The sequence below is a fragment of the Streptomyces sp. NPDC025793 genome (assembly GCF_055558375.1).
Window position 1 is genome coordinate 25,879 of record NZ_JBVHMR010000007.1, and the last position, 12,461, is coordinate 38,339.

Below are 12,461 nucleotides of genomic sequence, written 5' to 3' on the forward strand. Positions count from 1 at the left end.
TCCCTCCTACGATCTCCACATCGACACGACGGGTGATCCGGTGATGACCGACCGTCGTGCGCTCAGGGGTTTCAGGGGGATCTGGGGGGATCTTTTGCTGACGTCTGTCTTCATCGCTGCCGTCTCGCTTGCCCTTTTCTGGATGGCGGCGTTCACCCTGTGGTGGCAGATGCACGCGTGGCGCACGCCCGAGGTGCTCGCCTCCACCCGCTTCGGCAGACCGGAGGGGGGCGAGCAGCTGTCCTTCTCGCTGCTCCTGCCGGCCCGGCACGAGCAAGCCGTGCTCGACCACACCATCCAGCGGCTGCTGGAGTCCACACACACCGACTTCGAGATCATCGTGATCGTCGGGCACGACGACCCCGAGACCACGGAGGTGGCCGAGAAGGCCGCCACGCGTGACGCGCGCGTGCGGGTCGTCGTCGACACCCACGAGAAGAAGAACAAACCCAAGGCCATGAACACGGCGCTGCCGCACTGCCGCGGCGACGTCGTCGGGGTCTTCGACGCCGAGGACCAGGTCCATCCGGAGCTGCTCGCCCACGTCGACCACGCCTTCCGTGCGACCGGCGCGGACGTCGTCCAGGGCGGCGTCCAGCTCATCAACTTCCACTCCAGCTGGTACAGCCTGCGCAACTGCCTGGAGTACTTCTTCTGGTTCCGCTCCCGGCTGCACCTGCACGCGCAGAAGGGGTTCATCCCGCTCGGCGGCAACACCGTCTTCGTCCGGACGCAGGTCCTCAGGGAGGCCGACGGCTGGGACCCCGACTGCCTGGCCGAGGACTGCGACCTGGGCGTGCGGCTCTCGTCCGTCGGCAAGAAGGTCGTCGTCGCCTACGACTCCGACATGGTCACCCGCGAGGAGACACCGGGCTCGCTCATGTCGCTCCTCAAGCAGCGCACCCGCTGGAACCAGGGCTTCCTCCAGGTGTACCGGAAGAAGGACTGGCGCGAACTCCCTGGGTTCGGGCAGCGGTTGCTCGCCCGGTACACCCTGATGACCCCGTTCATGCAGGCCTTCTCCGGTGTCGTCATCCCGCTGAACGCGGCCGTCGCGCTCTTCCTCGACGTGCCCGTCGGCGTCGCCTTCCTCACCTTCCTGCCGCTGGTCACCGCCGTCGTGACCTTCGTCTTCGAGGTGGTCGGGCTGCACGACTTCGGCGTCCAGTACGGCCTGCGGGTCCGCCTCACCCACTACGTCAAGCTCATCGTGGGCGGCCCCTTCTACCAGGTCCTCCTCGCCGGTGCCGCGATCCGCGCCGTGTGGCGCGAACAACGCGGGCGCAACGACTGGGAGTTGACCTCGCACGTCGGCGCGCACCTCACCGCGGCCGAGCCGATCCGAGAGGACGTTCCCGCGTGACCTCCACTCTTCCCGCGGTGACCGCAGCCACGGTCCCCGCGCAGGGCCGGCCTGTGCCCGCGGACCCTCCGGCGGGCCAGGCCGAGCCACCGGTACGGCTCCGCTCCTCCCGGCCCGACCTGCTGCTCTGCGGCGCCCTGCTCGTCGTGATCCTCGTCGTCCAGGGCTGGAACATCGCCGACTACCCGACCCTCAGCGACGACGAGGGCACCTACCTCGCCCAGGCCTGGGCCGTCCAGCAGGGCCGGGGCCTCGCCCACTACACCTACTGGTACGACCACCCGCCGCTCGGCTGGATCCAGATAGCCCTGCTCGGCTGGATCCCCTCGGCGCTCAGCCCCGGCTCCATGACGGTCGCCACCATGCGCCTCGCCATGCTCGGGATCAGCGGCGTCAGCGCGGTCCTCGTCTACGTCCTCGGCCGCCGGCTCTCGCTGCCCCGCTGGGCCGCCGCGCTCGGCACGGCCCTGTTCGGGCTCTCCCCGCTCGCGGTCGTCCTCAGCCGGGAGATCTTCCTCGACAACATCGCCGTGATGTGGCTGCTGCTGGCGTTCTGCCTCGCCGCCTCGCCCAGCCGCCACCTCTGGCACCACTTCGGCGCGGGCCTCGCCGCCGCCGCGAGCGTGCTCACCAAGGAGACGATGCTCGTCGTCCTGCCCGCCCTGTTCGTCACCCTGTGGCGGCACGGCCACCGCGACACCCGCAAGTTCGCCCTCACCGGAGCCGTCACCGCCTGCGCCCTGATCGGCCTGTCCTACCCGCTCTTCGCGCTGCTGAAGGGCGAGTTGTTCCCCGGCGCCGGACACGTGTCCCTGTGGGACGGCATCACCTACCAGATGTCCCGGCCCGGCTCCGGCTTCCTCCTCGACCGGGGCTCGGGGTCGTACGGCGTGCTCCACTCCTGGCTGTACTACGACCGCGTCCTGCCCCTCGGCGGCCTCGCCGGAGCCCTGCTCCTGCTGCTCACCCGGCGCTGGTCCGGCACCGCCCGCGCGCTCGCCGGACCGGCCCTGGCCGTGGCGATCCTCGCGCTCGTCGCCCTGCGGCCGAACGGCTATCTGCCCGCCATGTACATCATCGGCGCGCTGCCCTTCCTCGCCCTGGTGCTGGCGGGCGGCGTGGCCTGCGTCGCACACGCGGTGCTGCGCCGCCGGCGGACCGAGGGCGAGAGGCGGTACGTCACCGGCGGCCGGTACGCGGCCGTCGCCGTGCTCACCCTCGCGGCCTGTGCCTATGTCGTACCGCACTGGTACGACGGCGACCGCACCGCCGTCACCGCCGACGCCAACAAGCCCTACCGGCAGGCCTCCCACTGGCTCAGCACGAAGGTGGCGGACCCGAAGGAGACCCGGGTCCTGGTCGACGACGCCCTCTGGCTGGACCTCGTGCACGCCGGATACCGGCCCGGGCTCGGCGCCATCTGGTTCTACAAGGCCGACCTCGACCCGGCCGTCACCAGGACCATGCCGCACGGCTGGCGGGACATCGACTACGTCGTCGCCTCGCCGACCGTCCGCCGCGACGCCAGGGACCTGCCGGGCGTCAGGGCCGCCATCCAGCACTCCGTGCCGGTCGCCACCTTCGGCAGCGGCCCGGACCGCATCGAGATCCGCCGGATCCAGGCAGTGGGCGGCGCCCGATGAGCGAGTACACCGCCCCGATACCCGGCCTGGACGCCGCAGAGATAGCTGAGCCCGGCGCCGTCACCGTCGTCGTCCCGACCTTCAACGAGTCCGCGAACATCCGGCGGCTGCTGCGGCTGATCACCGAGTCGGTGCCCGCGCGGCTGCCCTGTGAGGTCGTCTTCGTGGACGACTCCACCGACGGCACGCCCGAGGTGATCCGCGCGGCCGCCCAGGACTGCCCGTTCCCGGTGGCCGTGCTGCACCGTGCGGAACCCGTCGGCGGGCTCGGCGGGGCGGTCGTCGAGGGGATCAAGACCGCGACCTCGGAGTGGATCGTCGTCATGGACGGCGACTGCCAGCATCCGCCCTCCCTGATACCGGAGTTGGTGGCCACCGGCGAGCGGGCGAACGCCGGGCTCGTCGTCGCCTCCCGGTACATCGAGGGCGGCAGCCGGGCCGGGCTCGCCGGCGGCTACCGGGTGGCCGTCTCGCGCGGTGCGACCTGGCTCACCAAGGCCCTCTTCCCGCGCCGGCTGCACGGCATCAGCGACCCGATGAGCGGCTTCTTCGCCATCCGGCGCAGCGCGGTCAGCGCCGAGGTGCTGAAGCCTCTCGGCTACAAGATCCTCCTGGAGCTGGCCGTCCGCAGCCGTACGGGCCGGGTCGCCGAAGTGCCGTTCGTCTTCCAGGACCGGTTCGCGGGGGAGTCCAAGTCGACCGCGCAGGAGGGCTTCCGCTTCCTGCGCCATCTGGCCGGACTGCGCACCGCCTCGCCCGTCGCCCGCATGGTCGGCTTCGGGCTGATCGGCGCGAGCGGGTTCGTGCCGAACCTCGCCGGGCTGTGGGCGCTCACCGCCCTCGGCATGCACTACGTGCCCGCCGAGATCCTCGCCAACCAGCTCGGCGTCGCCTGGAACTTCCTGCTCATCGAGCAGCTGCTGTTCCGCGACCGGCGCGCGCACCGCCGCTGGTGGGACCGGCTCGGCCGGTTCACGCTGCTCGCCAACGCCGACCTGGTGCTGCGCATCCCGCTGATCGCGCTGCTCGTCGGCCGGTTCGGCATGGGCGCCCTGCCGGCCACCGCACTCGCGCTGGTCATGACGTTCGTCCTGCGCTTCGTCGGGACCGAAGCGCTGGTCTACCTCCCCCGCCGCCGGGGGAGCCGAGCAAGGAGAGCCGCTTGAGCACGTACCGCAGACGGACCGCGCTGGCCGGGGTGGGCGCCCTGACCGCCGGTCTGCTCCTGGCCGCGCCGCAGAGCGCCGAGGCCGCCAACCTGATCAAGAACCCCGGCTTCGAGACCGCCGGCACGGACGGCATGCCGTACTGCTGGGAGAAATCGGGCTGGGGCGACAACGACTTCAGCTTCGAGACGACCTCGGACGCGCACTCCGGGTCGAATGCCATGAAGGTCACGCTGACCCGCCGGGTCGACGGCGACCGCAAGGCGATGCTGACCGAGTCCACCGACTGCGCACCGGCCGTGACCGTCGGCAAGCAGTACGACCTCGGGGTCTGGTACAAGACCACCACCCCGGACGCCAACGTCACGCTGTTCCGGCACGACACGACCGCCGGCTGGCAGTACTGGACCGACGTCAAGACCCTCGACATGGCCTCGGCCTGGACGCAGGCCACCGTCCGCACCCCCGAGATCCCGCCCGGCACCGACCGCATCACCTGGGGTGTCTCCGTCTACGGCACCGGCTCGGCGACCACCGACGACTACACCATGGACCAGGTCCCGGACGTGACCCCGCCCGCCCAGTGCACCGGCACCAACGACCAGTGCGCGGGCGGCAGTTGGTCCGTCCTGCCGACGCAGAACCCGGTGCGTTCCATGCACTCCGTCGTCCTCAGCAACGGCAAGGTGCTGCTGATCGCCGGTTCCGGCAACAGCCAGGACGCCTTCAACGCGGGTACGTTCACGAGCGCGGTGTACGACCCGGTGAACGGCACGTACAAGGTGATCCCCACCCCGAAGGACATGTTCTGCGCGGGGCATGTGCAGTTGCAGGACGGCCGGGTGCTCGTGCTGAGCGGCAACAAGTCCTATCCGGACCCGAACGGCACCCACGGCTACGAGGGGTTCAAGGACTCGTACATCTTCGACCCGAAGACCGAGACCTACACCAGGACCAACGACCTCAACGACGGCCACTGGTACCCGTCGGCGACCGAGCTGGGCAACGGTGACGTCATCACCTTCGGCGGGCTGCGCGAGGACTCCACCGGGTCCGTGACCGCCGAGCGCTGGTCCGACAAGGACCAGCAGTGGCTGCCGACGTGGAAGGTCAACCAGACCTGGTCGTTCTGGGGCCTGTACCCGGCGATGGTCCTCATGCAGGACGGCCGCCTCTTCTACACGGGCAGCCATGTCTTCGGCAACAACATCCCCGGCACCGGCTCGGCGATCTACGACTACGGCGCCAACACGGTCACCCAGATCCCGGGACTGCAGAACAAGGACGAGCGCGACCAGTCGTCGTCCGTGCTGCTGCCTCCGGCGCAGGACCAGCGGGTGCTGACGGTCGGCGGCGGCAACATCGACTCCAACCCGGACGCGGGCCGCCTCACCGACGTGATCGACCTCAAGCAGGCGAACCCGTCGTACGTCGCCGGTCCGCCGGTCCCGCAGGGCACGGTCGACCTGGGCAACGGCAAGGTCCCGGAGACCGGCAGCCAGGGCAAGATGTACGTCTCCACGGTGCTGCTGCCCGACGGCAAGGTGCTGGAGACCGGCGGCGCCCTGCACAACCGCGCCAACCCGGTGTACGAGTCCTCGCTGTACGACCCCGCCACCAACGCCTTCCAGCAGGTCGCCGCCGACCCCGAGTCCCGCGGCTACCACTCCTCGGCGTTCCTGCTGCCCGACGGCCGGGTGATGGCCACCGGCGACAACCCGGGCAACGGCAGCTGGAACCACAACGTGTCGATCTACACCCCGCCCTACCTCTACAAGGGTCCCCGGCCGACGATCACCTCGGTGATCAGCCAGGAGTGGAAGTACGGCGACACCCAGCGGATCACCGTCGACCGCCCGATCGCCAAGGCGGAATTGATCCGCCCGGCAGCGGTCACCCACTCCTCCGATCCCAACCAGCGCTTCGTCGACCTGCCCCTCTCGGTCGACGGCAACAACGTCGACCTGAACGTGACGAACAACCCCAACCTGGCGCCCCCCGGCTGGTACATGCTCTTCGCGGTCGACGCCAACGGGGTGCCCTCGGTGGCCCAGTGGGTGCACCTGACGGGCCCGGCGGCCCTGACCGCCGCGTCCCCGCACATCCACGCCTTCGCCGACGGCCTCACCGGCAAGGTCGCGGGCCCCGCCAAGAAGCGCACGTCCCAGCAGGTCAGCCCGACCCTCTCCGGCTGCGACCGGCACTACGGCTCGATCAACGTGTGCGTGCCGACGGCCTTCCCGCCCGGGGTGCGGAAGACGACGGCCGCCCGGTGCGCCTGGCTGAAGCGCAACGGCTACGGGCTCCTGAAGGTCAACGGCGGCGACGACCCGCTGGGGCTGGACCGGAACAGGAACGGAACCGCGTGCGACAAGGGGGATGCGAGCAGGCGTTAGCCGCGCTGTGACAGGGCGCGTTCCACGATCGCCTCCAGTTGGTCGTGGTGCGCGCCCTTCCAGTACGCCCGGCCGCAGGACGTGCACTGGGCGAAGACGTCGTACGAGCGCTGGGTGCCGGACTTGAGCCGGTCGGCCAGCTCGTCCTTCGTGGCCTGCTTCAGCAGGCCGTTGCAGGCCGTGCAGCGGGTCCAGGGGCGCAGGTCGGGCGCGAAGCGGTCGAGGACGTCGTGGAGTTGGTCGTCGGGGCGGGTGCTGTAGACGAAGGCCCCGGCCCACAGTTCGCGGCGGCGCAGCAGGCCCCGGTCGCGGCTGAGCATCACGCGTTTCTCGGCCGCCGAGCGGGTGGCGAGGGCGGGGTCGCCGATGTCCGTCGACTCGTACGCCGTGTCCACGCCGAGGAGGCGCAGGCGGCGGGCCAGGGTGCCCAGATGGACGTCGAGGAGGAAGCGGAGCGGGGCGCCGGGGACCCGCTGGGGGCGCTCGACGGGGCGCACGCGCACCTGCTCGCCCGCCCGCGGAATGTGCGACACGGGCACCTCGCGGCCGTCCACGACCAGCGCGCCGACCTCGGTCAGCGGGACGCCCAGGGACTCGATGACATGGCCGAGGGTGGAGACGCCGTCGGTGGCCAGCGCCGTCGCACCACCGCGCCGGGACTGCGGTACGAACACATGGAGCGCGGGGGCGACTTCGACGTGGATCTCGGCTGCGTTCACCTCGTCAGCATCGCATGCCCGGGCGGGGCGCTCTCAGCGGTTTTCGTGGGGCAGGCCCCGGTCCAGGACGGTCAGGGCCCGGTCCATGAGGTCGCCCAGATCGCCCGCGAAGTCGTTCTCGGCCCAGTACATGGAGACCTCCATCAGGCCGCCGATCAGGGACATCGCGTAGACGCGGACCTCCAGGGCGTCGGGGTCCAGGCCGTAGCGTTCCGCGAGGGCGCCGCGGAGCAGGCGGCCGGTCTCCGACATGCTCTCGAACATCCGGGAGCGGACGGCGGGGACCTGCACCGTGAGGTGGGTGCGCAGGCGCACCACCTCGGGGTCCTCGCCCGTGCCGGCCTCCAGGGCCTTGTGCATGACGTGCCGCATCGACTCCATCCACGGCTCGCCGGCGGGCCGGGCGCGCAACTCCGCCACGATCAGCGGGTCGTACTCGTCCGTGAGGACGATGTCCTCCTTGGTCGGGAAGTACCGGAAGACGGTCGACGGCGACACCTCGGCCCGCTCGGCGATCTGCTCGACGGTCGTGGCGTCGTACCCCTGCTCCCTGATCAGCGCGTACGTCGCGGTGCGGATCGCCTCGCGGGTCTTGATCTTCTTGCGTTCGCGCAGGCCCAGCTGGGGGCGCTCGGCGGGGGAGAGGGGGGAACGTGCGGCCGTCATACGGTTCATTGTCAGGCATCCTCCGCGGCGACGACCATGGCGGCGCCGTCGCTTTCCGCCTCCCGCGCGGGTGACGCCGTCCTCGGCAGGAGGACCGCCGCCAGCAGCGCGGCGGCCAGCGCGGCGATCCCGCACACCAGCAAGGTCACGCCCATGCCGTGGACGTAGGCGTCGTTCGCGGAGGCGGCGAGGCGGGCCGCGCTCTCGGGGCCCGCCTGCCGGGCGATCAGGTGTGCGGCGACCACCGAGTCGCCGGCGGTGTGCGCGGCGTGCGGGGGCAGCCCGGTGACGTCGAGCCGGTCGCGGAAGATCCCGGCGAGCAGGCTGCCCAGCAGGGCGATGCCGACGGCGGCGCCGACCTGGCGCAGCGTCATCAGCAGGCCCGAGCCGCTGCCGGCCCGGTCGCGGGGCAGGGCGGCGAGGGCGCCGTCCATCGCGGGCACGACGGCGAAGCCGAAGCCGACACCGGTGATCGACAGCCACAGCGCGACGAAGCCGTAGCCGGAGCCCGCCGTCGTACGGCTGCCGAGCAGTGCGGCGAAGGCCAGCACCACCAGCCCGGCGCTCACCACGGCCCGCGCGCCGAACCGGGCGACGACCGGCTGGGCGCCCCGCGCGGCCACCATCAGGCCGCCCATCATCGGCAGCAGCCGCACGCCGGTGCCGAGGGCGTCGTGGCCGAGGACGGCCTGGAGATACGGAGGCAGCACGAACAGCAGGCCCGACAGCACGAACATCACCAGGGTCGCGGCGAGCGTGTTGAACAGGAAGCCGCGATGGGCCAGCAGCGTCATGTCGAGCATGGGGCGCTCGGCCCGCCGCTCGCGCAGCACGAGTGCGGTGAGCAGCACCGCGGCCGCCGCGAACGTCATCACGATCAGGGGGTCGTGCCAGCCGCGGTCGGGCGCCTCGATGATCGCGTAGATGAGGGCGCCGAGGCCGGTCGCGGTGAGCGCGGCGGACCGGACGTCGACCCGCGGGGAGGCGGGGTCGCCGGTCTCGGGGAGCAGGAGGACACAGGCGGCGATGCCGATCGCGGCCATCGGGACGTTGACCAGGAAGACCGAGCCCCACCAGAAGTGGTTCAGCAGCCAGCCGCCGATGATCGGGCCGAGCGGCAGGCCGAGCGCGGAGGCGGCGGAGATGATGCCGACGGCCTTGGCGCGCTCGTCGGCGCCGAAGAGCGAGGGCAGCACGGACAGGGCGAGCGGGGTGACGAGCGCGCCGCCCACGCCCATGAACGCCCGGGCCGCGACGACCCAGTTCACGTCGGGGGCCAGCGCGCCCATCAGGGAGCCGGCCAGGAAGAGGGCGAGTCCGCTGATCAGCATCCGGCGCCGCCCGAACCGGTCGCCGAGGAGGCCGGCCGGGAGCATCAGGGCGGCGAAGACGACGACGTACGCGTCCGCCATCCACTGCTGCTCGCCGGTCCCGGCGCCCAGCTCGGCGGCCATCGTCGGCAGCGCCACGTTGAGGATCGTCATGTCGAAGCCGAGCGTGAGCATGCTCGCGACCAGGGCCCCGAGGGCCCACCAGCGTCGAGGGTTCGCAGTGACAGCAACCATGAAATGAGAGTAGCTCTCAAAATATGGTTACTGTCAATGGGGAGGTGGTGTCACGCGCATGAAAAACGGCCACAGCTCGGGTGAGCTGTGGCCGTGGTGAGCGGTGGGGGTTACGCGTGCTGGTACGCCACCAGCGAGATGCCGACGTAGTGCACGACGAACGCGGCCAGCGTGAAGGAGTGGAAGACCTCGTGGAAGCCGAACCAGCGCGGTGACGGGTTCGGCCGCTTGAAGCCGTAGACGACGCCGCCGGCGCTGTAGAGCAGGCCGCCGACGATCACGAGGACCAGGACGGCGATGCCGCCCGTGCGCATGAAGTCCGGCAGGAAGAAGACGGCCGCCCAACCCATCGCGAGGTAGCAGGGCGTGTAGAGCCAGCGCGGGGCGCCGACCCAGAAGACGCGGAAGACGATGCCGGCCGCGGCGGCGGCCCAGATCCCCCACAGCAGCCACTCGCCCTTGCCGCCCGGCAGGAGCAGCAGGGTCAGCGGGGTGTAGGTGCCCGCGATGATCAGGAAGATGTTGGCGTGGTCGAGGCGGCGCAGGATGCCGTCCATCCGCGGGCTCCAGTTGCCCCGGTGGTACAGCGCGCTGACGCCGAAGAGCAGGCAGGCCGTCAGGATGTAGATGCCGCAGGCGATGCGGCCTCTGGTGGAGTCGGCGAGGGCGGTGAGCACCAGCCCCGCGATGAGTACGGCCGGGAACATGCCGAGGTGCAGCCAGCCACGCAGCTTCGGCTTGACCTGCTGCGGCAAGGAGAGCGCGGTGGGACCGCGGCCGTGGGCCGGCGTGTCCGTGGGCGCGTCGGGGGCGGACGCAGTCATGCGCGCATGGTACCTACGACACCGTAAGTCGTCCGTCAACGGCTGATGGTGACCAGGGAAAACGCAAAAGAACTTTCCGCTGAATCCAACATGGACGCAAAGAATCATGGAACTCGATGAAAATCGTGGCATGGGTCACGTCGCTCACCTGTGATGCCCCCTGGACAGATGGGCATTCGCATCGGATGATCAAATGAGTGCGGTCGGCACCGGATGAGCGCGCGCAAGATCGGCGCGGCGAAGCATCCGGGTCGCGGCCCCCACGGGGCGACAAACCAAAAACCCTCACTTAGGAGCAACCGTGGCGCGCGACAACGCGGCTCCCCTCCCCACCAACCACCAGGAACTGATCTCGTGGGTCAACGAGATCGCCGAACTGACGCAGCCGGACAGCGTGGTCTGGTGCGACGGCTCCGAGGCCGAGTACGAGCGGCTCGCCGAAGAACTGGTCGCCAAGGGAACGTTCAGGAAGCTCGACCCGATCAAGCGCCCGCACTCCTACCACGCCGCCTCCGACCCGTCCGACGTCGCGCGCGTCGAGGACCGGACCTTCATCTGCTCCGAGAAGGAGGAGGACGCCGGCCCCACCAACCACTGGAAGGCCCCCGCCGAGATGCGGGAGATCTTCGCCGGTGAGAAGGGGATCTTCCGCGGCTCGATGCGCGGCCGGACGATGTACGTCGTTCCCTTCTGCATGGGCCCGCTCGGCTCCAAGCTGTCCGCGATCGGCGTGGAGATCACCGACTCCGCCTACGTCGCCGTCTCCATGCGCACGATGACGCGCATGGGCCAGGCCGTCCTCGACGAACTCGGCGACGACGGCTTCTTCGTGAAGGCCGTGCACAGCCTCGGCGCCCCGCTGGAGGAGGGCCAGCAGGACGTTCCGTGGCCGTGCAACTCCACCAAGTACATCTCGCACTTCCCCGAGGACCGCGAGATCTGGTCCTACGGCTCCGGCTACGGCGGCAACGCCCTGCTCGGCAAGAAGTGCTACGCGCTGCGCATCGCCTCCGTCATGGCGCGTGACGAGGGCTGGCTGGCCGAGCACATGCTGATCCTCAAGCTCACCCCGCCGCAGGGCGAGTCCAAGTACGTCGCCGCCGCCTTCCCGAGCGCCTGCGGCAAGACCAACCTCGCCATGCTGGAGCCCACGATCTCCGGCTGGACCGTGGAGACCATCGGCGACGACATCGCCTGGATGCGGTTCGGCGAGGACGGCCGCCTGTACGCGATCAACCCCGAGGCCGGCTTCTTCGGCGTCGCGCCCGGCACCGGTGAGCACACCAACGCCAACGCGATGAAGACCCTGTGGGGCAACGCGGTCTTCACCAACGTCGCGCTCACCGACGACGGCGACGTGTGGTGGGAGGGCATGACCGAGGAGACCCCGGCCCACCTGACCGACTGGAAGGGCCGCGACTGGACCCCGGACTCGGCCGAGCCCGCCGCGCACCCCAACTCCCGCTTCACGGTCTCCGCCGCCCAGTGCCCGATCATCGCGCCCGAGTGGGAGGACCCCAAGGGCGTGCCGATCTCGGCGATCCTCTTCGGCGGCCGCCGCGCCTCCGCGGTGCCGCTGGTGACCGAGTCCTTCGACTGGAACCACGGCGTCTTCCTCGGCGCCAACGTGGCCTCCGAGAAGACCGCCGCCGCCGAGGGCAAGGTCGGCGAGCTGCGCCGCGACCCGTTCGCGATGCTGCCGTTCTGCGGCTACAACATGGGCGACTACATGGGCCACTGGGTCGACGTCGCCAAGGACAAGGACCAGGCCAAGCTGCCGAAGATCTACTACGTCAACTGGTTCCGCAAGAACGACGAGGGCGCGTTCGTCTGGCCGGGCTTCGGCGAGAACTCCCGCGTCCTGAAGTGGATCGTGGACCGCCTCGACGGCAGGGCCGAGGGCGTCGAGACCCCGATCGGCGTGCTCCCCGCGAAGGGCGCGCTGGACACGAACGGTCTCGAACTGTCCGAGTCCGACCTGGACTTCCTGCTCACGGTCGACAAGGAGGTGTGGCGCGAGGAGGCCGCGCTCATCCCCGAGCACCTGAACACCTTCGGCGACCACACCCCGAAGGAGCTGTGGGACCAGTACCACGCCCTGGTGGAGCGCCTCGGCTAG

General features: G+C 70.5%; 9 protein-coding genes. 5 read left to right on the forward strand and 4 right to left on the reverse strand.

Going from position 1 to position 12,461, the window contains the following annotated elements; translation table 11 throughout:
• Positions 1-94: 94 nt before the first annotated feature.
• From ACZ4MF_RS15930 to ACZ4MF_RS15945, 4 genes are read left to right on the forward strand one after another with little or no spacing between them, the layout of a single operon-like run.
• Positions 95-1,363, forward strand: coding sequence for a glycosyltransferase (locus ACZ4MF_RS15930; RefSeq protein WP_402063921.1), 1,269 nt, complete (start codon positions 95-97; stop codon positions 1,361-1,363).
• Positions 1,360-3,006 carry an ArnT family glycosyltransferase gene (locus ACZ4MF_RS15935; protein WP_467492601.1) on the forward strand — a complete coding sequence of 549 codons (1,647 nt, stop codon included), beginning with the start codon at positions 1,360-1,362 and terminating at the stop codon, positions 3,004-3,006. The genes ACZ4MF_RS15930 and ACZ4MF_RS15935 overlap by 4 nt, the downstream gene beginning before the upstream one ends.
• Complete coding sequence (locus ACZ4MF_RS15940) at positions 3,003-4,172, forward strand: glycosyltransferase (RefSeq protein ID WP_467492602.1); 1,170 nt, start codon at positions 3,003-3,005, stop codon at positions 4,170-4,172. Before ACZ4MF_RS15935 ends, ACZ4MF_RS15940 begins: the two co-directional genes overlap by 4 nt.
• Positions 4,169-6,568, forward strand: a complete 2,400-nt coding sequence (locus ACZ4MF_RS15945; protein ID WP_467492603.1) for a galactose oxidase-like domain-containing protein — start codon at positions 4,169-4,171, stop codon at positions 6,566-6,568. Before ACZ4MF_RS15940 ends, ACZ4MF_RS15945 begins: the two co-directional genes overlap by 4 nt.
• Here ACZ4MF_RS15945 and ACZ4MF_RS15950 read toward each other — a convergent pair.
• The 4 genes from ACZ4MF_RS15950 to trhA all read right to left on the reverse strand — a co-directional run bounded on the left by ACZ4MF_RS15950 (position 6,565) and on the right by trhA (position 10,342).
• Positions 6,565-7,287 (reverse strand): Mut7-C RNAse domain-containing protein, encoded by a 723-nt coding sequence (locus tag ACZ4MF_RS15950; RefSeq protein ID WP_467492604.1) that lies wholly within the window; start codon positions 7,285-7,287, stop codon positions 6,565-6,567. The two genes, ACZ4MF_RS15945 and ACZ4MF_RS15950, sit on opposite strands and share 4 nt — an antisense overlap.
• A 33-nt stretch (positions 7,288-7,320) precedes the next feature.
• On the reverse strand, positions 7,321-7,953 hold the full coding sequence (locus ACZ4MF_RS15955) for a TetR/AcrR family transcriptional regulator (RefSeq protein ID WP_467492605.1): 633 nt from the start codon (positions 7,951-7,953) through the stop codon (positions 7,321-7,323).
• Positions 7,954-7,964: 11 nt separating this feature from the next.
• Positions 7,965-9,518: an MFS transporter gene (locus ACZ4MF_RS15960; RefSeq protein WP_467492606.1), complete on the reverse strand. Its 1,554-nt coding sequence runs from the start codon at positions 9,516-9,518 to the stop codon at positions 7,965-7,967.
• A 110-nt stretch (positions 9,519-9,628) separates the two neighbouring features.
• A complete protein-coding gene (gene trhA, locus ACZ4MF_RS15965) occupies positions 9,629-10,342 on the reverse strand; it encodes a PAQR family membrane homeostasis protein TrhA (protein ID WP_467492607.1) in 714 nt (237 codons plus the stop codon).
• A 301-nt stretch (positions 10,343-10,643) separates the two neighbouring features.
• Here trhA and ACZ4MF_RS15970 point away from each other — a divergent pair, with 301 nt between their 5' ends.
• The gene (locus ACZ4MF_RS15970) at positions 10,644-12,461 is read left to right on the forward strand and encodes a phosphoenolpyruvate carboxykinase (GTP) (protein ID WP_467492608.1); all 1,818 of its coding nucleotides are present in this window, start codon (positions 10,644-10,646) and stop codon (positions 12,459-12,461) included.